Raw genomic sequence first — 22898 nt, forward strand, 5'->3', positions numbered from 1 at the left:
CCTCACTTGTCAGTACTTCGAAGAGCGTATATCGCTGTTGCGGGTGCAAAAGTAGACCCTTTATTTGCATTTCCAAGCTTTTTAAGGAGTTATTTTTAATCTTTTTTATCTCTTTTTCTTAACTCTCTGATAACACTAAACTTAACTTTCTATGTTTTTAAACTTTTGAAAGGTTTTTCCTTAACTGTTTGTGCTTTTTGTAATTTTTACTTTTATAAGGGGGGCTGTTTTGTCGACTTTGCAACTTTTTACTGATTATATAGAGATTTAGCATCTACAATATAAGGTACAATGACATCTCTATCAAACTCGCAAAGACACTAAGGAGCTAAGTTTTGTTTTATACTTATATATAATAGGTATTAAAAAACAAACCCGACACGTTATAAAACCTGTCGGGTTGTGGAATCAAAATCTCTCCTTATTATAAGGAGAGATTATTTTTTACTTTGAGTCTTTGCTCTACCTTCCCAATAATTCATGAGTTCTTCATAGTTTACTGGATTCGCAGATTTCTGATTAACTAAGCGACCCGATTCGAATGCTCGCAAAAGAATGGTTTCTATTAAATAATCTTCATTAACCTCAAAGGGTTTATATTCCGTTTTTAAACTTATGTCAAACAAATTTGCAGTAGTATTCGACACAAAGGCCTTGAATCCGCTTTTTAAGGTTCTAATTAATTCATAGGTTGTTATTCCGGTTTGCCTATGGATTAGTTTTACGAGAATCTGACCTTGTTTACGAGATAACTTTTTAAGTCTTTCTTCAAATTCATTATTCAGATAGTCTTCTACAATCTTAAAGTACTTTTTCTTTTCGCGATTGGTTTTCAAACGAGCCATGCCGCTATTTAAAGCTGTTAATCTATCCGCCGCTAATCTGGCGTACGGATATACTTTGTAAACTCGGTTCTGAAGAATCAAGAATTGTTTTTGTGCCTCGGGATCTAACTTTTCTTTAGAAATAATTATCTCAGGCAATTCTATAGTATCGTTTAAAATAGAGTCTTTTTCGGTTAATATATATCCCATTTCCTGATTTGGCTTTGGTGTAACCTGCGCCTGACTTGAAAAGGAAATTAATATAAAGAATAAAAGGCAGTAACTAAATTTCATCGAATCATAATTTAAGTGTAAAATTATATATTTATACACAACTCTAATACCAAATTTATAAATTAGCAAAAAAATATTTTTATGAGTACTAAATCTATCTTAAAAGATACATCAATTGCTTTCCTGGAAAGCTACTTAAATAACGCCTCTCCTACCGGATATGAGAGTGAAGGGCAAAAACTTTGGATGAATTATTTAAAACCTTATGTTGATACTTTTATTACAGACACTTATGGAACGGCTGTTGGTGTAATTAATCCTGACGCTCCTTTTAAGGTGGTTATTGAGGGACATGCTGATGAAATTTCGTGGTATGTAAATTATATTACAGATGATGGCTTACTATATGTTATTAGAAATGGTGGATCAGATCATCAAATCGCACCTTCCAAAAGAGTTCACATTCATACTAAAAAAGGTATTGTAAAAGGTGTTTTTGGATGGCCTGCTATTCACACACGCTTACGCGACAAAGAGGAAGCTCCAAAAATTAGCAATATTTTTATCGATTTGGGTTGCGAAACTAAAGAACAGGTTGAAGCCATGGGCGTTCATGTTGGCTGTGTAATTACATATCCGGATGAATTTATGATTTTAAATGAAAACAAATTTGTTTGTCGCGCTATCGATAACAGAATGGGTGGTTTTATGATTGCCGAAGTTGCTCGTTTATTGAAGGAAAACAAAAAAACACTTCCTTTTGGTTTATATATTGTAAACTCTGTTCAGGAAGAAATTGGGCTTCGTGGTGCAGAAATGATTGCACAAACGATTAAACCAAACGTTGCTATTGTAACAGATGTTTGTCATGATACGACTACTCCAATGATTGATAAAAAGGTAGAAGGCGATCTTAAAATGGGTAAAGGTCCTGTAATTGCATATGCTCCGGCGGTACAAAATAAATTACGTGATTTAATTGTTGACACTGCTGAGGAAAACAAAATTCCTTTTCAACGTCACGCAACGTCAAGAGCTACTGGAACAGATACTGATGCATTTGCTTACAGTAATGGTGGTGTAGCATCGGCGTTAATTTCATTACCATTGCGTTATATGCACACAACTGTAGAAATGGTTCATAGAGATGATGTTGAAAATGTAATTCAATTGATATATGAATCTTTGCTAAAAATTGAAAACAACGAAACATTTTCTTATTTCAAATAAGACACTATTTAAAATGTAAATTCGGTTATTTGCATGAATAACCGAATTTACTAATATAAAAATCATGAAAATATTACTACTCGAAGACGATTTTACTTTATCGAAAGAGGTCTCGGCGTTTTTTACTTCAAAAAAATTCGAGTGTATTCCTTATTATGATGGTTCTTTATTATTAAAAAAGTATTTTCCGTATGAATATGATTTAATCATTCTTGATATAAATGTTCCTGGAACAAATGGTATTGACGTTTGCAGAGGAATTAGAGAAGTAGACAAAAAGACTCCTATAATAATGTTAACAGCTTTTAGCGAAATTGAAGACAAACTGGCTTCTTTTGATAGCGGAGCCGACGACTATTTAGTAAAACCTTTTCACTTCGACGAATTATTCGCCCGAAGCTCTTCACTATTGAGACGAAAAGAAATTCCGCAACAAGTCGAGAAGAAAATAAACATTCTTGATTTAGAGATACTAGAAGACGAAATGAAAGTATATCGCTCAGGCGAAGAAATCAAACTTACTCCAAAAGAATTTAAACTTATTTTGATCTTGGCTCATGCCAAAGGAAAGGTATTATCGAAACAGTTTATTGCCGAAAAACTCTGGGATTATCATATAGAAACAAATCAAAATACGATAGAAGTCTATATTAACTTTTTAAGAAAGAAAATCGATAAGGATCACGAAAAAAAATTAATTCGTACCAAAATTGGTTACGGCTATTATTTAAGCGATCAGGAATGACATTAAAAAATCGGATATCACTTTTAGTAAGTTTACTTTTTACAATCCTTTTTGGATTGGCTTCTACATTGATATTTGTCTTGTATTCTAATTTTAGAAAAGAAGAGTTTAGAGATCGCCTTGAAATCAAAGCTCTTTCGAACATCAAACTTTTAGTAAATGTTAAACAAGTAGACAATCAGCTTTTAAAAATGATTGATCAAAACTCTATTAACAAACTCTATGACGAAAAGACTTTAGTATTTGATTCAAATTATAAATTAATCTACAGTAGTATTGACGATGCAAAAATTAACTGGTCTATTGATGATCTAAAATACCTTAAAAAGAATAAAACCTTTTTTAAGCAGCAAGGCGATTATGAAGTTTATGGAGTTTTTTATGACACAAAAGACAAAGATTTTTACGCCTTAATTTCAGCAACTGATGACTACGGAAAGAGAAAGCTACTTTTCCTGCGTTACACATTAGTTATATCATACATCTTTTTCACCTGTATTTGCTGGGTTTTAACCTCTTTTATGGTCAAAAAAGCAATGAGTCCTTTAGGTCTTTTTCATCAAAAAATAAGAAAAATAAATGAAAATAATCTAGATACTCGTATAGCATCTAAAAACAATAAGAACGAAATCGATTTGATTGCAAATGAATTTAATTTCATGATGGATCGAATTGAAATTTCTTATCAAAAACAAAAAGAATTTACAGCTCACGCCTCTCACGAACTACGAACTCCTTTATCGCGTATAACAGCTAAAATCGAAAATACTATTACCGATGATACGACATCTATAAAAGGTAAAACGTTTTTAAAATCTATTTTACTCGACGTTAATCAATTGACAGAATTGATTAATTCTTTATTGGTTCTTTCTAAAATTGATAATAAAAATCAAGAACATAATGACATCCAGCGTATGGATGAAATTTTGTTTTCGGCAATTGAAAACCTCAACAACAGTTTTCCGGATTTTGTTATTTTATTCGAAATGGAAGAAAATGACAATTTAGACACTGCTCTAGAGATTAAAGGAAACAAAAACTTATTGGAGATTGCTTTAAGTAATATCCTTAAAAATGCATGCGTTTACTCTGATAACAAACAAGCTAAAGTAAAATTTAGCATCGAAAATGATCATCTCGTTATTTCGATTTCAAATACAGGAGAAACTTTAAGTGAAAACGAACAGAAAAATCTTTTCCAACCTTTTATGCGTGGCAAAAATGCCAAAGGAACCAGTGGTTTTGGACTAGGTTTACGCATTGTTCAACGCATTTTAAACCTTCACAATTCTTCCATAACATACAGTACACCAGATATTAACACGAATTTATTTCGAATATTTTTTCATTCGTAACTTATTTTAAGCTATTTTTAAGGTAGATTTTAAGCACTCTTAAAGTCTGTTGATAGCATATTTGTATAAAATAAAAACGATACAATGAGAAAACTATTTGCATTATTACTACTTGTACTATTCAATCAAGTGGTTTTGGCTCAAAAAACACTCACCCTTCAAGACTGTGAAAGCCAATTTCTAAAAAACAATCTCTTTTTATTGGCGTCTCAGTATAACATTGATGCATCAAAAGCATTAACAATTCAGGCTAGAATCTGGGACAATCCAGTACTTAGCGCAGAACTTAATGCTTACAACCCAGAGCGAAATCAGTATTTTGATATTGGAAAAGATGGGCAAAAGGCATTTGCAATCGAGCAGCTTATTTATTTGGGAGGAAAAAAACGCAATGAAGTAAAGTTAGCCCAAACTAATGAAAAATTGGCTGAACTTCAGTTTAATGATTTATTAAGGACGTTAAAACTTCAATTACGAAAAAGCTTCTTCACTGTTTATTACAACACTAAAAGTCTCGAAACCACAGATAAACAGCTCGTTCATATCGAAGATTTAATAAACTCGTACACGGTACAGGCTCAAAAAGGAAACATTCCGTTGAGAGATGTAGTGCGTTTACAATCCTTATATCTAAATTTTAAAAATGAACGTATGGAAGTTGTAAATGATAATATTGAAGAGCAAGCAAGCTTAAAATTATTACTGAATACTTCTGATAATATTGTTCCTGTTGTTACTAGTGAAGATTTTAACAAATACACGAAAACAATTCCTTTTGATTTGAAAGTCTTACAAGATGATGCAATAATGAATCGGCCAGATTATTTAGCTCAACAAAAAACTATTGAGGCAAATGAGATAAATGTAAAATGGCAAAAATCTCTCGCGATTCCAGATATAACTGTTGGAGCAAACTACGATCAAAGAAGTGGCGCTTTTAATAAAGAGTCGAATTTAACCTTAGGAATTCCACTACCACTTTGGAACAAAAACAAAGGGAATATTAAATATGCCAAAACAATTCTGGAACAATCTAAAATTGAAAAACAGAATTTTGATCTTCAATTGCAAACAGAAATTACATCGGCCTGGAACAAGTGGGATGAATCTCGTAAGAACTATGTTGTTATAAAACCTACTGTAAATTCTGATTTTGAAGCTGTTTACAACGGAATCCTGAAAAATTTTCAGAAACGAAATATCAGCTTATTAGAGTTTACTGATTTTATGGAAAGCTACAATCAAGCCCAAATTCAAGTAAATGAATTAAAAAAGAAAGTGGTGCTTTCTGGCGAGGAATTAAATAGTACAATCAACAAAGACTTATTTTAAAACGGAACAAAATGAAACATAAACTAATTATAGCAATTGCTCTTGTAGCTTTATCAATTACAAGTTGTAAAAAAGAAGTCGAAAACCCAGAAACAAATACCTCATTTGCACTAAGCGATGCCATGCTAAAAACTACTACAACGGACGAAGCACAAACGCAACCTGTAAAAAATGTATTGAGTTTTTACGGAAAAATTACTGCCGATAACAACAAAATGATTGACGTTTATCCGCTTGTTGGAGGAAATGTAATTAAAGTGAATGTTGAACTGGGAGATTATGTAAAAAAAGGACAAGTTCTGGCTACTATAAAAAGTACCGATATCGCCGATTTTGAAAAACAATCTATTGATGCTAAAAATGATTTGTTGGTCGCAAAAAATCATTTGAAAGTTGCTCAGGAATTATTTGACGGAAAATTAAACTCAGAGAGCGATGTTCTACAGGCTAAATCTGAAGTAAATAAAGCACAATCGCAATTGGGTAAAATTCAGGAAACTTACAAAATTTATAATATTAAGGCTGGTTCTATTTATGAAGTTACAGCTCCAATTAGCGGTTTTATCATTCAAAAAAGTATAAATCAGGATATGCTTTTAAGAAGTGATCGCTCTGAAAACATTTTTGATATTGCAGAAATTAGCGAAGTTTGGGCATTAGCCAACATTAATGAAATTGACATTAATAAAGTAAAATTAGGAATCGATGCAGATGTTACCACTTTAAGTTATCCTGATAAAGTTTTTAAAGGAAAAGTCGATAAAATCTTTAATGTTATTGATCCCGAGACTAAAGCGATGCAAGCACGTGTCAAACTTCAAAATCCTGGTTATATGTTGAAACCAGATATGAATGCCAATATAAAACTGTCTTATAGCGAAGGTGAATCTATGATTGCAGTACCTAGCAAAGCAATCGTTTTTGATAAAAGCAAAAATTTTGTAATGATTTTCAAAGATCGTAACAACATAGAAACCAGACAAGTTGATGTATATAGAGTAGTTGGAGATACTACTTACATTTCTAGTGGTCTAAAAGAAAATGAAAGAGTTATTACCAATAATCAGTTATTTATTTATCGTGCTCTAAACGAATAGTTAAATGGAAAAATCTGTAAATATATTGAGTTTTGCAACGTTGTTTTTTACAACTATAGCATTTTCGCAAGAAACAGATTCTATTCGCAAATACAGTCTGAAATTTCAAATGACTTCTATCTATCAATATCATCCGGATTTTAATGCCGATTATTCTGGTACCAATAGTATGAAATCTCAAGAAGAAAGTGCTTTATCATTAACCTCAACTTTATATCTCGATGTTCCGCTTTGGAAGGGTGCAACTGCAACCTTTAATCCAGAAATGTCCGGAGGGCAAGGTTTATCGCAAGCACATGGTTTAGGAGGTTTTCCTAATGGAGAAACTTTTAGAATTGGAGACACAAAACCTGTTGTTTATGTTGCAAGAATGCTTTTGGAACAAAAATTTCAATTTAAGAATAATAAATCATTGCAATTGGTTTTTGGAAAATTTGGATTAGCAGATTATTTTGATAACAATACTTACTCGCACGATCCTAGAACACAGTTTTTAAACTGGTCGTTAATGGCACAAGGAGCTTGGGATTATGCGGCAAACACTCGAGGTTATACAGATGGATTATATGCCAATTATCAATTTGGAGATTGGCAAGTAAGAGCTGCTCTTACCGCTGTACCAACTATTGCAAATGGTCCAAATGTGGAATTTCGATTTAATGATTCTAATGCCGTAAATGTAGAAATTGAGAAAAAAATAACTTTCAATAACAATGACACAAGTAATATAAAATTGCTTGGATATAGAAATGTAGCCGGAATGGGAAATTATAACGAGGCCAATTCAAATTTTATAACCACTCCCGATATTGAAAGTACAAGGCAGAATGGTCGCACCAAATATGGAATAGGTTTAAATATGGATTATTCGCATGGAGATACATGGGGACTTTTTAGCCGAATAAGTTATAACGACGGTAAAAATGAAACCTGGGCATTTACAGAAATTGACAGATCGGCACAATTGGGTATTAATCTACAAGGAAAAATGTGGAACAGAACAAATGATTTTGCCGGTGTTGCAATAGTTGCCAACGGATTGTCTAAGCCTCATGAGGAATACCAAAAACTTGGCGGTAACGGTTTTATGATTGGCGACGGTACTTTAAATTATGCAGCAGAACAAATTGTCGAAGCTTATTATTCATTCTTAGTTCCTAACACACATATTACGCTTTCACCAGATTATCAGTTTGCAATGAATCCTGCCTATAATAAAGATAGAGGACCAATTCATTTTTTTGCATTACGTTTTCATACTGAATTCTAACTCGAAATGTTAGGTTAGACTACGGAATCAAATAATGGAAATATTACAATTTAAAATAAAAATTCATCATTAAAAATACTTTTTAAAATGAACAAATTCATACGAAATATTATCGCTTTCTCGCTTAAGAATAAAGCATTTACTTTTTTTTGGGTAGGATTACTGGCAGTTGCAGGATTTATTTCTTTCAAGAATATGCCCATAGATGCTTTTCCTGATGTAACCAATACGCAAATCATTATTATTACGCAATGGAACGGGAAAAGCGCCGAGGAAGTAGAACGTTTTGTTACTTCGCCAATCGAGATATCGATGAACTCTGTACAAAAAAAGACCAGTGTTCGTAGTATTACCATGTTTGGTTTATCGGTAATCAAAATTATTTTTGATGATGGTGTCGATGATACTTTTGCCCGTTTGCAAGTAAATAATTTACTAAAAAATGTTTCGCTCCCAGATGATGTTGAACCAGATGTTCAGCCGCCTTATGGACCTACAGGGGAAATTTTTAGATATATCGTAAAAAGTGACAGTCGAGATAGTAGAGAATTGTTAACCTATCAAAACTGGGTAATAGATAAACAACTACGTTCTGTTCCCGGCGTTGCGGATTTAAATGTATTTGGTGGACAAACTAAAACTTATGAAGTTGGAGTTGATCCTATAAAATTAGCAAAATACAACATTACGCCACTACAGGTTTATAATGCCGTAAATGGAGGAAACTTAAACGTTGGTGGTGATATTATCGAAAAAAATGGTCAAGCTTTTGTCGTACGTGGAGTTGGACTTTTAAAATCTGTTCAGGATATTGAAAATATTATCGTAGACGATGCACACGGAAATCCAATTTTAGTCAAAAATTTAGCTACCGTTTACGAAAGTGCTATGCCAAGAGTTGGACAAACTGGTCTAGCCAAAAATGATGATGTTGTCGAAGGTATTATTGTAATGCGTAAAGGCGAAAATCCACAGGAAACCTTAGCCCTAATTAAAGCAAAAATCCAAGACCTTAACGATAATATTCTACCAAAAGACATCAAATTAGAAACTTTTTACGATCGTGATAATTTAATGAATTTCACTACCGAAACGGTAATGCATAATTTATTCGAAGGAATTATTTTGGTTACTTGTGTTGTGTTTCTTTTCATGGCCGATTGGAGAACTACATTTACCGTTTCGATTGTAATACCGCTTTCCTTATTATTTGCCTTTTTATGTCTGAAAATGATGGGAATGAGTGCCAACTTACTGAGTTTGGGAGCAGTCGATTTCGGGATTATCATTGATGGTGCCGTGGTAATGGTCGAAGGATTATTTGTGGTATTAGACCATCGAGCACATCAGTTAGGAATGACAGCCTTTAATAAAATTGCAAAAGGAAGTTTGATTAAGAAAACGGGAGCCGAAATGGGTAAAGCCATCTTCTTTTCTAAATTAATTATTATTACCGCATTATTACCAATATTTTCATTTCAGAAAGTAGAAGGAAAAATGTTCTCTCCCCTAGCTTACACTTTAGGATTTGCCTTGATGGGAGCATTGCTTTTTACATTAACATTAGTTCCCGTCTTATCACATATACTTTTAAATAAAAATGTAAAAGAAAAAAACAATCCATTTGTTAATTTCTGGGATAGAATTGTTAGTAAAGGTTTTGCCTGGACTTTTAAGCATAAAGTTCAAACTCTTATAGGTTCTCTGGCTCTTTTAGTAACGGTTTTCTTTTCGGCCACATTTTTAGGAACTGAGTTTTTACCGCAATTAAACGAAGGTGCTTTATGGGTTACTGCAGAGTTACCAATGAGTACATCATTGCCTGAAAGTGTAAAAACTGCTGCCATTATTCGAAAGGATCTGGAAAGTTTTCCTGAGGTAAAAAAAGTTTTATCGCAAACAGGGCGAAGTAATGACGGAACAGACCCGAATGGTTTTGGTTTTATACAGCTTCAAGTCGATTTAAAACCAAAATCTGAATGGACGCGAAAAATAACCATGGATGATTTGATAAATGAAATGGATCAAAAACTAAAAGTTCATCAAGGAATTACCTATAATTACTCGCAACCTGTAATTGATAACGTTGCCGAATCTGTAGCTGGATTTAAAGCATCTAATGCCGTTAAGATCTATGGAGATGATTTAGATAAATTAGATGAATTATCGAATGAAGTTCTGGCAAAAATTAAAAACATTCCTGGAATAAAAGATGCAGGAGTACTTAGAAATGTTGGACAACCAGAAATTAGTGTAGTTCTAGACAGAGATAAAATGGCTGCATATGGAGTTACATTAACAGATGCTCAAGCAGTCTTGGAACTTGCTTTTGGAGGAAAAACAGCCACTCAAAAATATGAAGACGAGAAGAAGTTTGATGTTAGGGTACGTTTTTCTAAAGAATATCGTAAAGATGAAAATGATATTGCCGAACTTAAAGTTCCAACGATTAGCGGAATCAAAATTCCACTAAAAGAAATATGCGAATTAAAAACGATTACCGGTCCTGCTTTTATTTACAGAGATAATACAAAACGTTTTATTGGAGTAAAATTCTCTGTTCGTGATCGTGATTTAGGAAGTACTATTGCAGAAGCTCAATCAAAAGTAGCTAAAATGAAACTGCCAACAGGATATACTGTGGGTTGGACTGGTGAATTTGAAAATCAAGTTCGAGCCAGCGCACGCTTGGCTCAGGTTGTACCAATAAGTTTAATTGGAATCTTTGTTTTATTGTTTATTCTATTTGGAAATATTAAAGATTCACTATTGGTTTTGGCAAACGTACCATTTGCAATAATTGGAGGAATAATAGCTTTACATCTTACTCGAATGAACTTTGGAATATCGGCAGGAGTTGGTTTTATTGCTTTACTTGGAATTTGTATTCAAAATGGTGTTATTCTTATATCTGAATTTCACCATAATTTAAAAGCAAAATTCACCCTCGAAGAATCGATTTTCTTAGGAGTTAAAGCCAGAACAAGAGCTGTAGTAATGACTGCGTTAATGGCATCTATTGGTTTAATGCCTGCTGCAATTTCAACCGGAATTGGTTCAGAATCGCAAAAACCATTGGCTATTGTAATTATTGGTGGTTTAGTTACGGCAACAATATTAACGCTTTTAGTTTTCCCAATTCTATTTTGGGTATTCAACAGAAAAAAAGACGTTCCAATTGAATAAAAAATTCTAAGATTAATTAATTGGTTAAATTAATTTGATTAGGTTTTAAAGGAAAAAGCATCATTAGTTTTAATGGTGCTTTTTTTATTACAATAAATCTTAGTTTCTTATCTTGCGTTTGTTTAACTCTTTCATAAAAAACTATTAATGAAATACATCTATTTTTTAATTTCTGTTTTTACGGTCACTTTTCTTGCTTCAATCATAAATCCAAAAGAAGGTTTTACGTGTTTTCTTGAAGTAATTCCTGCGATTATAGGTTTTATAATATTAGCTTTTACCTTCAAGAAATTCAGATTTACAAACTTCACCTATACGCTAATTCTAATTCATTGTATTATTTTATTTGTTGGCGGACATTATACTTATGCCGAAGTTCCGTTGTTTGATTATATCAAAGAAATATTTCACCAATCTCGAAATAATTACGACAAAGTAGGTCATTTTGCCCAAGGTTTGGTTCCTGCAATGATTATAAGAGAATTGTTTATTCGCAAAAAAGTAATCAACAACAAAAGCTTCTTTAACTTTATTATTGTTAGTATTTGTTTGGCAATTAGTGCCACATACGAATTTATAGAATGGTTTGTTTCCTTAGCAACCGGAGACGGTGGCGATGCTTTTCTAGGAACTCAAGGTTATGTTTGGGATACACAATCTGATATGTTGTTTGCAACTATTGGAGCAATTGTGGGATTGATTTTATTTTCCAGGATTCAAGATAAACAAATTCAGAAGATTCAATTTTAAATTATCCAATCGCACCAGAGTTTTGTCTCAAAACTCATTTATAAATTAGTCTAAAGTTTATATATACCTTTCGACAATGCCAGGATCAACTTTAAATGCTGCAGAAAAATATAAAAAAACATATTCCTTAATTGTTTTTACCGCAAAGAACGCAAAGATTTTTATGTAAGAATGCTTCTAAAAGCACAAAGTTCGCTAAGCTAAATCAAAATAAAGCTTTGCGAACTTTGCCTTTTTTTATAAAAGCTGCGAGTAAAAAACTTAGCGTTGTCTGCGGTAATTTTTTCTGTACAGGATTTAATGTTAATCTTAATACTATTTTATACACCTAATTATAAAAATGAAAAACGACCTTCTGCTCAAGGAAGGTCGTTTCATGTACTAACTCAAAACTCTCGATTTAAACTGTTATTTTAAATCTTTCAAAATGGCAATTGCATCTGCCGCATTTGATAATTGTGCATATTTTAAAGCTGTGAAACCTTTATCATTTTTAACAGAAGGATTTGCTCCGCTTGCCAATAAAACTTTTAAAATTTCAACTTTGTTATAACGTGCTGCGATCATTAAAGGTGATAAATCTTCAGACATTTCGTTTACATCTGCTCCGTACTCGATAAGTTTTTTTACGAATGCAAGATCTCCTTTACCAACTGCCACATTCATTGGTGTTGAAAAACTATTTGAAATTTCGATTTGTGGTTTCACAAATGATTTTTGATTTGATGCCATTGAAACATTTGCAAATGCTACTAAAGCAACTCCTAAATAAACGATTGAATTTTTCATAATGATTGATTGTTAATTGATTGATTAATGATGATTTTTAATTTCTATGTAAATGTAATTCTAATTCATGTATTATGTATAACAAAGTACTATGTTTTAACTAATTCTTAACATTTCCTTAATAAAAGCTGATCAAACTTAAAAGTAATGTTATCTAATTAAATACTTCTCTATAGTAAGACTCCATTAAAAGCGAAATGTTACACTTAAAATGAAAATTTATAAAAAAAATCATCAAAAAAAATAGTATGCCACAAATCCAAGCCTTTAGTTTTTTAACTTTACTATAAATAAAAAGACTTAAAACGAGCGAATTACGATTTAACTAATCAAACAAAAACAGTTAATAACCTTAAAACCACAAACTATGGGAATTCTCAAAAAAATTCTGGTCATCCTGATTCTAATTGTAGCCATTGTACTAGTAGCTGCCTATTTTATGCCAAAGAATTATGCGATAGAAAGAGAAATAACGATTAATAAACCTGTTGATACTGTATTTAATTATGTTAAGTACTTAAAAAATCAAAATCAGTTTAGCGTTTGGGCAAACATCGATCCTAAAATGAAATCGACTTACAAAGGAACTGATGGAACTGTTGGATCGATATCGGCATGGGAAAGCGAAGTAAAAGAAGTTGGAGTTGGCGAACAAGAAATTACAAATATTACCGAAGGTAAACGTATTGACTTTGCTTTACGTTTTAAAAAACCAATGGAAGATACCGCTGTTGGTTTTATGTCAACTGAATCTGTCACAGCAAATCAAACAAAAGTAAAATGGGGAATTAGTGGTGTTATGCCTTACCCAATGAACATTATGTTGCCTATGATGAAGATGGATCAAATGATTGGAAACGATTTACAAAAAGGTCTTGAAAATCTAAAAGATAAATTAGAAAAATAATCTATTCGTCTAATAAATAAAAAAGCATCAGCGATAACTGATGCTTTTTTTTACGTCCTATTTTTTATTTTTCAAAATGGCAATCGATTCTGTTGATTGTGCATACTCTGCGTAATTTATTGCTTTTAAACCTTTTTCATTCTCAATTCTGGGATTGGCTCCGTTGTCCAATAAAACTTTAACGATTTCAAATTTATTAAAACGCGCTGCCAACATTAAAGGTGACATATCTCTGACCATCTTATTTACATTGGCTCCGTTTTCAATTAATTTTTTAACAGTTTCAATATCTCCTTCACACACTGCGTAATGTAATGGTGAGACTTCACTTGCAGGAGAATCGAATTGATCCTTCACTAATAGTTTGATATTGGATGCATTTGACACGTTTGTAGACATAGCAAGGGCTATACCTAGAATAATTACTGATTTTTTCATGTTGATTGATGATTATATGATTGATGTAAAAATTAAATTAATGCTTAAAATATCATTCTTAATTTTCTTTGATTACTCTATTAGTATTATAAACAATCAAATAAGTTACACCTAAATGCAAAAAAAATAAAAAATAAAAAAATGCAACTCGAACAAAATCCTCATTATACTTCTCTTAATTCTATATAGTCTTTTTTTCTAAAGTGCCTTTTTTGTATAGTCATCCAAATATTCACATCAATATTCCAACACATGTTGATGCCTTAGCAGAATTTATTTTTTTGTCTTTTTATTAATCTATGCAAAACAAAATGCCTTGCTATATAATAGCAAGGCATTTTTTATTTTAATAAACTTATGTCTTAAATAATTACTCTTTATTCGTAAGGTATTCAACTACATTTTTTTCGATACGCTGATCAATATTAGCAATGTCAGCTTTTACGAATTTTTCGCCTAAGATATTCTCGTACAACTCAATGTATCTTGCAGAAACTGACTCGATATATTCATCTGTCATATCTGGAATTTGCTGTCCATCTTGCCCTTGAAAACCATTCTCGATCAACCAACGACGAACAAACTCTTTAGATAATTGTTTTTGCTCCTCCCCTTTTTCTTGTCTTTCCTGATATCCATCTGCATAAAAATAACGAGAAGAATCTGGAGTATGAATTTCGTCAATTAAAACGATAACACCATCTTTAGTTTTTCCGAATTCGTATTTAGTATCTACTAAAATTAAACCACGAGAAGCAGCAATTTCAGTTCCTCTTTGAAACAAAGCGCGTGTATATTTTTCTAAAACAATATAATCTTCTTCCGTAACAATTCCTTTAGCCAAAATGTCTTCGCGAGAAATATCTTCATCATGAGAACCGTTATCAGCTTTTGTAGTTGGCGTAATAATTGGCTCAGGAAATTTATCGTTTTCCTTTAAACCTTCGGCCATAGTTACACCACAAATTTGTCTTTTTCCTAAAGCATATTCACGAGCCGCATGTCCTGAAACATAACCACGAATAACCATTTCTACTTTAAAAGGATCACATAAATGTCCAACAGCTACATTTGGATCTGGAGTTGCGATTAACCAATTTGGAACAATATCTTCGGTTAATTCCATGAATTTTGTTGCAATCTGATTCAGAATTTGTCCTTTGTATGGAATACCTTTTGGTAAAACCACATCAAAAGCCGAAAGCCTATCTGTCGCTACCATAACCAAAAGATCGTCGTTGATGTTGTAAACTTCTCTAACTTTTCCACGGTAAACTGATTTCTGATTCGGGAAATTAAAGTTTGTAGTTGTGATTGTATTACTCATTATCCTAGTGTTGTGTTGTTTTTTATGAATGCAAATTTAAAACTAATTAAAGTAAAAAAAGAATCTATTCAGATTCTTTTTTTTAGTCGCGGTTTTCGGTATTCAGTATTCAGTCTCAGTATACTGTTTACAGTCTCAGTTCAAAAACTCATATTAAAAGCTTTGTCAAAGTTTTAAATTTTGACAAAGCTCAAGTAAAAAATTAACTGTATACCGCGACTGAAAACTGTGACTGAAAAACTTATTTCTTAAGAAGCGTTGAATTAAACAAATTCAAGATTCTGCTATATTCGTCAATCCAGGAATACGTTTCTTTAAATCCGTGGGATTCTACAGGGAATGAGGCAAGAGTCCAATTCTTTTTTTGCAATTCAATAAAACGTTGCGATAAACGAACAATATCTTTATACTCCACATTATCATCAACCATTCCGTGTAACATAACTAGATTTCCTTTTAAGTTATCTGCAAAATAAATTGGAGAGCTTTTTTTGTAAGCATCAGGATCTGTCTCTGGAAAGTTTAAAATATTTCCCGTATATCCGTGATTGTAATGTGCCCAATCTGTAACAGAGCGCAATGCAGCACCCGAGGCAAATTCGCCCGGAGTCGTTAACATTCCCATTAAAGTAATAAATCCACCGTACGAACCGCCATAGATACCTACTCGATTTGCATCGATTCCGTATTTTTCCACCAGCAGTTTCTTTCCATCCAATTGGTCAGATAAATCTTTTCCGCCCATAAAGCGATAAATTCCAGTTCTAAAATCTCGTCCATAACCATCGCTTCCTCTATAATCGATATCTAAAACTGTATATCCTAAATCTGTCAGCATGTTATGAAACATGTATTCTCTATAATAATTGCTCCAATAATTGTGTGCATTTTGCAAATATCCTGCACCATGAACAAATATTACAGCTGCTTTGTTTATGTTTTCAGATTTTGGAGTATATAATCTCGCATTTACAGAAATCCCATCTTGCGCTTTAAAGGTTATTACCTCTGGTTCTCTCCATTTATATTTTTTGAAATCCGAAGAAACCGAAGAGGTTATTTGTTGTAAAGTTGTATTCTTTTTATTTTCGGCAACATAAAAATCCCAAGGAATATTTTTATAGGAATAACGAACCAATAATGATTTTTCGTCTGGAGAAACTACCACTTCATGCGCGCCATCTTTGGTTAAAATTGGTTCTAATGAACCTCCAGCAGTATTTAACTTGTAAAAGTTTCTGTTTCCAGGATGTGTGGTATTTGTAGTTAAATAAAATACTTTTTTATCTCTGGATAATGCTGCATCGCGAACTTCCCAATTTCCGTTTGTTAATTGCGTTTTCTTATCAGTCTTTAAATTATACGTGTATAAATGCGAATAGCCTGTTGCCTCAGATTGAAAATATACTGTTTCGTTGTCTGCTAAAAATCCAAGAACTCCAGAATCAAATGAATATGATGGAATTCCCGGGCCACCAATCCATGCATCATCATGTTGGTGTTCGATTTCTTTAAAAGTTCCGTTTTCAAGATTTAAACTTACCATCCATCTGTCTTTATTATCCTGACTTCTAATTTCGACAATACTTCTAGAACCGTCTACGTTATATACGGGAGCCTGAACGGTAATTAATTTATCTTCTTTGGCTTTATTTTTTAAATTATCATACGATTCGTAATACTTTGGTACATCTTGAATATGACTTAAAGTCGAAAAATTAACATAGTAAACGGTATCTTTTGCTACCGAATAAATTCCAAATTTGGTTTTGACCAAATTAGCTGTAGAAACTTTTTCTTTAGTATCGGGAGTTTTATTATAACCATCATCTGTTATAAAAACTTCCATTTTTTCAAGTTTAACATCTGCTTCTTCGACTAAACTAAATGTGGCAAAAGTTCCTTTTGGATTTGCTTTTAGATTGTACAAATTGTCTTTTCCGTAGAAATACTCTTTTGCAAAATCAGATTTCACAGCTTTATTTTTAGCCATATTCCATTCTTTTTTTGCTTCCTTATCTCTAATAAACTGAAATAACTCTTTTTGCTGCGTTTTTAAGAATGAATCTTTCTCTGGAGTCTTTTCTTTTTTAGTTCCTTTATTAAAGTTTGTAATTTGCAGAACTGTTCCTTCTTTAGCATCGTACTTAAAAATATTATTTCCTTGCTCAAAAAATACTATTCCTGCCGTTGCGCCAAGCTCCAGATTTGAAATTGCGGTACTTTGTTGAATAATTTTCTTAACAGCTTTTGTAGAAATTGTATAAGAATATAATCCTCCATTATCAATATAATAAACCACATCTGAACTTGGTTTTCTTTTAAAATCAAGTTTAGAAAAAGCTGCTTCTTTCGGTTCGACCAAAACAGGTTTTACAGCTCCTTTTTGCCAAGAATATGTACTTTCGCCAAGATCATTAGTTGGATTCCATTCAAAATACACTTTTTTTCCGTCCAAAGACCAGCGTCCGTTTGTTGGTTGATTTCCAATAAAAGATTCGCCTTTCATTATTTCTTCAAGCTTCAAAGTTTGGCTGTTGCCCGATATTGAAAGAATTAAAAAGGCAAGAATTAAAATGTTTTTTGTCATGGTTTTTTCTTTTGAAAAACAAAAATACACTTTGAAAATTATTAAAAAAACATTTCTGCAATTTGCTTGTAAAATCCTTAGTATATTATTCTTTTCATAAAAAAATCCTTGAAGAATTATCTCCAAGGATTCTATTTTTGTTAAAAGTTTAAAATTACAATTTCAATAACTTTCAATAATCTGTTTCGATCTAATTGCCACAATTAACTTTGGGCAAATTCTTTATTTAAAATTTTTGAAGCAATATATTTAGCTACACCATCTTCGGCATTTGTAGCAATAACTTCTAAATTTGGTAAAGTTTCTTTCAACAAAGCCGGAGCATTCCCCATAATCAAACCTTTTCCTGTTGCTGATAACATTTGAACATCGTTGAAACCATCTCCAAACGAAACTGCTTCACTTAATGTAAAACCAAGTTTTTCTAATACTTGTTCAATCGCAACAGCTTTATCTATTGATTTATCCATAAACTCCAAACAAGTTGGTAAACTGAATGCATGATGTAAATGTTCTGAAGAATTAGCTAAAATGGCATCTTTTAGTTTTACTAATTTTTCATGATTATCGCATGAAAAGAAAATTTTGATAGCACCAAAATCTTCAAGATTTTTATAATCTACCAATTCTGGACGATATTTCATATCAGCTTGAAAAGCATTTAATTTTTCGTTCCATTTATTGGTTTGCCAAACATTTTCTTTGAACAGAACTACAGTAATTTCAGGGTCAATTTCAACATTTAGGGCCGCTTTTACAACATCGCTATTCAAATTAAAAGAAAAAAGTTCTTCTTTCTCTGGTGAATGAATTCTTGCTCCGTTTGAACTTACCAAATAAACTGGCACTTCAAGAGTATCAATAATAGCCATTGCATCGAGGTGATGACGCCCGGTTGCCACTACAATAAGATAATTTTGATTGTGAAGTTCCTGAAAAATTGATTTAGTATAGTCTGATATTTTATGTTGTGGGTTGAGTAAAGTTCCATCAAGATCACTTACTACAACTTTTATATTTTTAAGTTTTGTCATATTAAAAGTCAAATATTTATAAAGTGCAAATTTACGGCTTTACGCTCAGAAGAGCAAAGAATAAAAACCTTTCAAGCCCGAAATAGGACAAGTTTATTATTTATTTAACTATTACGTTAAATATTGCATTATAAATACTCTAAACTTTTATAATGCCTGATTTGTATAAATTTAAGGCTTTCTCAACAACCATTTCAATTTGCTTTAAAGGCAAATCTTCGTTTGCATCAAAAAGCATAATTTTCATTCTCGAACGAGCTTCCTGAATTAAAAAGGACTCATCAAAGTGCTTTCCCTCAACAATCCCGATATAAGGCTGTTTGTATTTTTTATGCATCCATAAATAGCAGAACATTTTTCCTTTATAGCAGAAAAATGGCATTCCGTATTTTAAAACATGTGTGATATCATTGTCTTGTTTTAGAATAATTTCTCTTAATGCCAAAAACACACCTTTTGCAGGTTCTTCTTGTTTTAAATAGAAATCATCTAATGGTGTCATTTTCTAATCTTTTGTGTTCTTGCAAAAACAATTTTTAATGTATCTGAACATTGAGAATTTACCTTAAGTTTATAAAACAAGGAATCATTTTTAATGTAAAATGTTTCTTTTTCAAAAATTGCAAAAGATTTATCCTCTAAAGGATTACAATCTGTAATGGTCAGAACATCTTTTCTATTATTTTCCCCAAAAGGAATACAAAATATAAACGGAAACATTTTATAGCAAGTATCACTACTTGTACTATTTAATTCTAAAGAATCTCCAACTATCTTCCATTTTCCTTTAGAAATTACACGCCATTGACAACCTGCACTTTGATAACTAAATGAACTGTCTAAATTTATTTTAATACTTGATCTACCAGGAACTATATATTCAGTATCATACCAAGTACCAACGAATTTATTTGGCAAACTTTCTGATTTCTTACAGGACAATAAAAAAAACAATATCAAAAAACTAAATATCCTTAAATTCATCACTTGAGTTTATTCCTTTCCAATTTAAAATTTATCAAAAAAAATATTCGTTTTATACATTTCTTATAAAGATATGCATAAAACGAATATTAATAAATGTCAAAACACATTTCACGATTTACATTTGACATTTTATAAAATTAATCGTGATTTTCTATTTGTTTATAGGCATCAATTACCTTTTTCACTAATCTGTGACGTACTATATCTTTATCATCCAGATAAATAATTCCAATTCCGTCAACGTCTTTCAGTACCAAAATTGCTTCTTTAAGACCCGAAATAGTTCTACGAGGTAAATCGACCTGTCCAGGATCACCCGTAATCATGAATTTTGCATTTTTCCCCATACGGGTCAAAAACATTTTCATTTGCGAATGCGTTGTGTTTTGAGCTTCATCCAGAATTACAAAGGCATTATCTAGAGTACGCCCACGCATAAATGCTAATGGCGCAATTTGTATAATTCCTTTTAAAATGTAATCTTCGAGCTTTTCGTTGGGTAACATATCGCGCAAAGCATCATAAAGAGGTTGCATGTATGGATCTAATTTTTCTTTCATATCGCCGGGCAAAAAACCAAGATTTTCTCCTGCTTCTACCGCTGGTCGCGTTAATATGATCCTTTTTACTTCTTTGTCTTTAAGTGCTTTTACAGCCATTGCAACACCTGTGTAGGTTTTTCCAGTTCCAGCCGGACCAACCGCAAATACCATGTCATTTTTTTTAATGGTATCTACCAACAATTGCTGGTTGGGCGTCATGGCTTTTATTATTTTACCTCCAACTCCATGAACCAATATTTTGTCATGATCTAATGATTTTCTTTCATCCTGACCATCACTCATAATTACACGTTCAATTACATTGTCGTCAATGTTGTTGTATCGGGTAAAATGAAGCATAAGCCTCTGAAATCTTTTTTCGAATTCATCTAAAACTTCTTTTTCGCCAAATGCTTTCAAAGTCGTCCCTCTCGCTACTATTTTAAGCCTTGGGTAGTACTTTTTAATTATTTCAAGATGAGTGTCTTGAGCGCCCCAAAAGTCTTTTGGAGCGATGTCTATGAGCTCGATAATTCTTTCGTTCAAATGAGATAGTTTTAAATTAAAAATAAATCAGTTTTATAAAATTAGTGTTGTCGGGTGTTTTATTTTAAGTCGCAGTTTTAAGTCACAATCACAGTTTAAAATCACTTTTTTTTTTAAAACTGAAAACTGAAACTGAAAACTGACTCATTTTTATAATTTGTCTTTTCTTTCTTTCAATTTGCATTTACTATTGCTAGCTTTGCACTTCTCAAATTTAATGAAAATTAGATTTAAATACTACCAATAGTTATAAACAAAATTATGTCAATAATTACCCTTACTACTGATTACGGCTTAAAAGACCACTTTGTTGGTTCGCTAAAGGGTAAAATACTTTCTGAGTATCCAGAGGTTACAATTGTTGACATTTCGCATGACATTGATCCATTTAACACTGCCGAAGCTAGTTACGTTATTGGCGCAGCATATTTGAGTTTTCCAAAAGGAACTGTACACTTAATTGGAGTTGATATTGAACGTAATAAAGAGAATCAACATATTGTGATGCAATGGAATGATCATTTCTTTATTTGTGCCGATAATGGAATTTTAAGTATGCTTACGCAGAAGATTGTTCCGCAAAAAATTGTTGTTATTAATATCCATGATCGTTTTCCGAGTGAATTTACCGATCTAGATATTTTTATAAAAGTGGCCTCTCATATTTCTAAAGGCGGCTTGCTTAATGTAATTGGAAAAGAAATAACCGAAATCAAGCAAATTACAGAATTACAACCAGTTGTCTCAAATGATGGTAGTTCTTTAAAAGGATATGTGATTTATATTGATCATTTTGGAAATGTTGTTACCAATATTTCTAAAAAACAGTTTTCAGAAGTTGCCCGCGGACGATCTTATGAAATTGTAATGAAACCAAAAAGCATCAAAACAATTTTGCCCAATTATTCGGCTATTGCTACTTCTGATAAATATCCGATAAAAACTTACGAAGGAGAAAAACTTGCTATTTTTAATGAAGCTGGTTTTCTTGAAATAGCCATTTTTAGAAGTAATCCAACAAATGTAGGTTCTGCAAATAGCCTTTTAGGATTGAATTATCGCGATGTAATTACGATAAAGTTTTTATAAAAAAATAGCCCGCTGATTTTACAGATTTAGGCTGATTTACACAGCTTTTTTTATTCTATTTTCGTCGTTCCTCTAAACAACAATAACATAGCAAAACTATACTTTCAGAATATTTTATTTTTTCCTAAAAAGAACAATCAATTTTGGTATTTTTGCGCACCTGTAAGCGATTTTTAATCTAAAATCCATTATCAGAAATCTAAAATTACAAATATGTTTGTTAGAATTGTAAAAATGAGTTTTCATGAAGAAAAAATTCCTGATTTTCTGGAAAATTTCGAAACCGTGAAAGACAAAATACGAAATGCAGATGGAAATCGTTTTTTAGAATTGTATCAGGACAAAAATAACAAATCTATCTTTTTCACTTACAGTTATTGGGAAACCGAAGAGGATTTGGAAAATTATAGAAAATCTGAGCTTTTTAATACGGTTTGGGATTTCACAAAAAAACTATTCAATGCAAAACCGGAAGCCTGGAGTGTGGATAAAGTTTTTAGTTTAAATTAATTTGTTTCAAGTTATGTGCTGAATCTGAAAATTGAAATGAATTAACCGCAAAGAACGCAAAGATTATATTTAAAGGTTTTAGAAAACACAAAGTTCGCAAAGCTGAAACCTGA

20 protein-coding genes are annotated in these 22898 nt (G+C 32.0%); 11 read left to right on the top strand and 9 right to left on the bottom strand.

All coding sequences use genetic code 11. The features are described from left to right. Positions 1-437: 437 nt before the first annotated feature. Positions 438-1118: a DUF4294 domain-containing protein gene (locus tag IW18_RS09170; RefSeq protein ID WP_041517306.1), complete on the bottom strand. Its 681-nt coding sequence runs from the start codon at positions 1116-1118 to the stop codon at positions 438-440. A gap of 81 nt (positions 1119-1199) precedes the next feature. Here IW18_RS09170 and IW18_RS09175 point away from each other — a divergent pair, with 81 nt between their 5' ends. From IW18_RS09175 to IW18_RS09210, 8 genes are all read left to right on the top strand, one after another. Next, the gene (locus IW18_RS09175; RefSeq protein ID WP_041517307.1) at positions 1200-2288 is read left to right on the top strand and encodes a M42 family metallopeptidase; all 1089 of its coding nucleotides are present in this window, start codon (positions 1200-1202) and stop codon (positions 2286-2288) included. Between the two features lie 64 nt (positions 2289-2352). Then, the gene (locus IW18_RS09180) at positions 2353-3033 is read left to right on the top strand and encodes a response regulator transcription factor (protein ID WP_041517308.1); all 681 of its coding nucleotides are present in this window, start codon (positions 2353-2355) and stop codon (positions 3031-3033) included. Continuing rightward, a complete protein-coding gene (locus IW18_RS09185) occupies positions 3030-4391 on the top strand; it encodes a HAMP domain-containing sensor histidine kinase (RefSeq protein ID WP_041517309.1) in 1362 nt (453 codons plus the stop codon). The genes IW18_RS09180 and IW18_RS09185 overlap by 4 nt, the downstream gene beginning before the upstream one ends. A gap of 84 nt (positions 4392-4475) precedes the next feature. After that, a complete protein-coding gene (locus IW18_RS09190; RefSeq protein ID WP_041517310.1) occupies positions 4476-5723 on the top strand; it encodes a TolC family protein in 1248 nt (415 codons plus the stop codon). An 11-nt stretch (positions 5724-5734) separates the two neighbouring features. Beyond that, the gene (locus IW18_RS09195) at positions 5735-6820 is read left to right on the top strand and encodes an efflux RND transporter periplasmic adaptor subunit (protein ID WP_041517311.1); all 1086 of its coding nucleotides are present in this window, start codon (positions 5735-5737) and stop codon (positions 6818-6820) included. A 4-nt stretch (positions 6821-6824) separates the two neighbouring features. Beyond that, positions 6825-8090: a carbohydrate porin gene (locus tag IW18_RS09200; protein ID WP_041517312.1), complete on the top strand. Its 1266-nt coding sequence runs from the start codon at positions 6825-6827 to the stop codon at positions 8088-8090. 87 nt (positions 8091-8177) lie between these two features. Further along, complete coding sequence (locus tag IW18_RS09205) at positions 8178-11276, top strand: efflux RND transporter permease subunit (protein WP_041517313.1); 3099 nt, start codon at positions 8178-8180, stop codon at positions 11274-11276. 147 nt (positions 11277-11423) lie between these two features. Then, positions 11424-12026: a DUF2238 domain-containing protein gene (locus tag IW18_RS09210; RefSeq protein ID WP_041517314.1), complete on the top strand. Its 603-nt coding sequence runs from the start codon at positions 11424-11426 to the stop codon at positions 12024-12026. 408 nt (positions 12027-12434) lie between these two features. Here the strand turns inward: IW18_RS09210 and IW18_RS09215 are convergent, their stop codons facing one another. Further along, entirely contained in the window at positions 12435-12815 is a 381-nt protein-coding gene (locus tag IW18_RS09215; protein ID WP_041517315.1) for an ankyrin repeat domain-containing protein, read from the bottom strand. A 367-nt stretch (positions 12816-13182) separates the two neighbouring features. Between IW18_RS09215 and IW18_RS09220 the strand changes: the two genes are divergently transcribed. Next, positions 13183-13722, top strand: coding sequence for an SRPBCC family protein (locus tag IW18_RS09220; protein ID WP_041517316.1), 540 nt, complete (start codon positions 13183-13185; stop codon positions 13720-13722). A gap of 57 nt (positions 13723-13779) precedes the next feature. On the opposite strand, the gene IW18_RS09225 is transcribed toward IW18_RS09220, so the two are convergent. The 7 genes from IW18_RS09225 to IW18_RS09255 all read right to left on the bottom strand — a co-directional run bounded on the left by IW18_RS09225 (position 13780) and on the right by IW18_RS09255 (position 21186). Continuing rightward, positions 13780-14160 (bottom strand): ankyrin repeat domain-containing protein, encoded by a 381-nt coding sequence (locus IW18_RS09225; RefSeq protein WP_041517317.1) that lies wholly within the window; start codon positions 14158-14160, stop codon positions 13780-13782. A gap of 370 nt (positions 14161-14530) precedes the next feature. Further along, positions 14531-15487 (bottom strand): phosphoribosylaminoimidazolesuccinocarboxamide synthase, encoded by a 957-nt coding sequence (locus IW18_RS09230; protein WP_041517318.1) that lies wholly within the window; start codon positions 15485-15487, stop codon positions 14531-14533. A gap of 241 nt (positions 15488-15728) precedes the next feature. Continuing rightward, positions 15729-18077: a S9 family peptidase gene (locus IW18_RS09235; RefSeq protein ID WP_041517319.1), complete on the bottom strand. Its 2349-nt coding sequence runs from the start codon at positions 18075-18077 to the stop codon at positions 15729-15731. 203 nt (positions 18078-18280) lie between these two features. Next, the gene (locus IW18_RS09240) at positions 18281-19111 is read right to left on the bottom strand and encodes a Cof-type HAD-IIB family hydrolase (protein WP_041517320.1); all 831 of its coding nucleotides are present in this window, start codon (positions 19109-19111) and stop codon (positions 18281-18283) included. Between the two features lie 139 nt (positions 19112-19250). Further along, entirely contained in the window at positions 19251-19613 is a 363-nt protein-coding gene (locus IW18_RS09245) for a DUF1801 domain-containing protein (RefSeq protein WP_041517321.1), read from the bottom strand. After that, positions 19610-20029 carry a hypothetical protein gene (locus IW18_RS09250; protein ID WP_041517322.1) on the bottom strand — a complete coding sequence of 140 codons (420 nt, stop codon included), beginning with the start codon at positions 20027-20029 and terminating at the stop codon, positions 19610-19612. The genes IW18_RS09245 and IW18_RS09250 overlap by 4 nt, the downstream gene beginning before the upstream one ends. 206 nt (positions 20030-20235) lie before the next feature. After that, entirely contained in the window at positions 20236-21186 is a 951-nt protein-coding gene (locus IW18_RS09255) for a PhoH family protein (RefSeq protein WP_041517323.1), read from the bottom strand. 261 nt (positions 21187-21447) lie between these two features. Here IW18_RS09255 and IW18_RS09260 point away from each other — a divergent pair, with 261 nt between their 5' ends. Further along, positions 21448-22275 (top strand): SAM hydrolase/SAM-dependent halogenase family protein, encoded by an 828-nt coding sequence (locus IW18_RS09260; RefSeq protein WP_041517324.1) that lies wholly within the window; start codon positions 21448-21450, stop codon positions 22273-22275. 213 nt (positions 22276-22488) lie between these two features. Next, positions 22489-22785, top strand: coding sequence for a putative quinol monooxygenase (locus IW18_RS09265; RefSeq protein ID WP_041517325.1), 297 nt, complete (start codon positions 22489-22491; stop codon positions 22783-22785). Positions 22786-22898: the final 113 nt, after the last annotated feature.

Source organism: Flavobacterium hibernum, assembly GCF_000832125.1.
Taxonomy (GTDB): Bacteria; Bacteroidota; Bacteroidia; order Flavobacteriales; family Flavobacteriaceae; genus Flavobacterium; species Flavobacterium hibernum.

Bases quoted from the DNA above. Each gene is read 5' to 3' on its own strand.
- IW18_RS09170 (WP_041517306.1), bottom strand. From the start codon at position 1,118: ATGAAATTTAGTTACTGCCTTTTATTCTTTATATTAATTTCCTTTTCA.
- IW18_RS09175 (WP_041517307.1), top strand. From the start codon at position 1,200: ATGAGTACTAAATCTATCTTAAAAGATACATCAATTGCTTTCCTGGAA.
- IW18_RS09180 (WP_041517308.1), top strand. From the start codon at position 2,353: ATGAAAATATTACTACTCGAAGACGATTTTACTTTATCGAAAGAGGTC.
- IW18_RS09185 (WP_041517309.1), top strand. From the start codon at position 3,030: ATGACATTAAAAAATCGGATATCACTTTTAGTAAGTTTACTTTTTACA.
- IW18_RS09190 (WP_041517310.1), top strand. From the start codon at position 4,476: ATGAGAAAACTATTTGCATTATTACTACTTGTACTATTCAATCAAGTG.
- IW18_RS09195 (WP_041517311.1), top strand. From the start codon at position 5,735: ATGAAACATAAACTAATTATAGCAATTGCTCTTGTAGCTTTATCAATT.
- IW18_RS09200 (WP_041517312.1), top strand. From the start codon at position 6,825: ATGGAAAAATCTGTAAATATATTGAGTTTTGCAACGTTGTTTTTTACA.
- IW18_RS09205 (WP_041517313.1), top strand. From the start codon at position 8,178: ATGAACAAATTCATACGAAATATTATCGCTTTCTCGCTTAAGAATAAA.
- IW18_RS09210 (WP_041517314.1), top strand. From the start codon at position 11,424: ATGAAATACATCTATTTTTTAATTTCTGTTTTTACGGTCACTTTTCTT.
- IW18_RS09215 (WP_041517315.1), bottom strand. From the start codon at position 12,815: ATGAAAAATTCAATCGTTTATTTAGGAGTTGCTTTAGTAGCATTTGCA.
- IW18_RS09220 (WP_041517316.1), top strand. From the start codon at position 13,183: ATGGGAATTCTCAAAAAAATTCTGGTCATCCTGATTCTAATTGTAGCC.
- IW18_RS09225 (WP_041517317.1), bottom strand. From the start codon at position 14,160: ATGAAAAAATCAGTAATTATTCTAGGTATAGCCCTTGCTATGTCTACA.
- IW18_RS09230 (WP_041517318.1), bottom strand. From the start codon at position 15,487: ATGAGTAATACAATCACAACTACAAACTTTAATTTCCCGAATCAGAAA.
- IW18_RS09235 (WP_041517319.1), bottom strand. From the start codon at position 18,077: ATGACAAAAAACATTTTAATTCTTGCCTTTTTAATTCTTTCAATATCG.
- IW18_RS09240 (WP_041517320.1), bottom strand. From the start codon at position 19,111: ATGACAAAACTTAAAAATATAAAAGTTGTAGTAAGTGATCTTGATGGA.
- IW18_RS09245 (WP_041517321.1), bottom strand. From the start codon at position 19,613: ATGACACCATTAGATGATTTCTATTTAAAACAAGAAGAACCTGCAAAA.
- IW18_RS09260 (WP_041517324.1), top strand. From the start codon at position 21,448: ATGTCAATAATTACCCTTACTACTGATTACGGCTTAAAAGACCACTTT.
- IW18_RS09265 (WP_041517325.1), top strand. From the start codon at position 22,489: ATGTTTGTTAGAATTGTAAAAATGAGTTTTCATGAAGAAAAAATTCCT.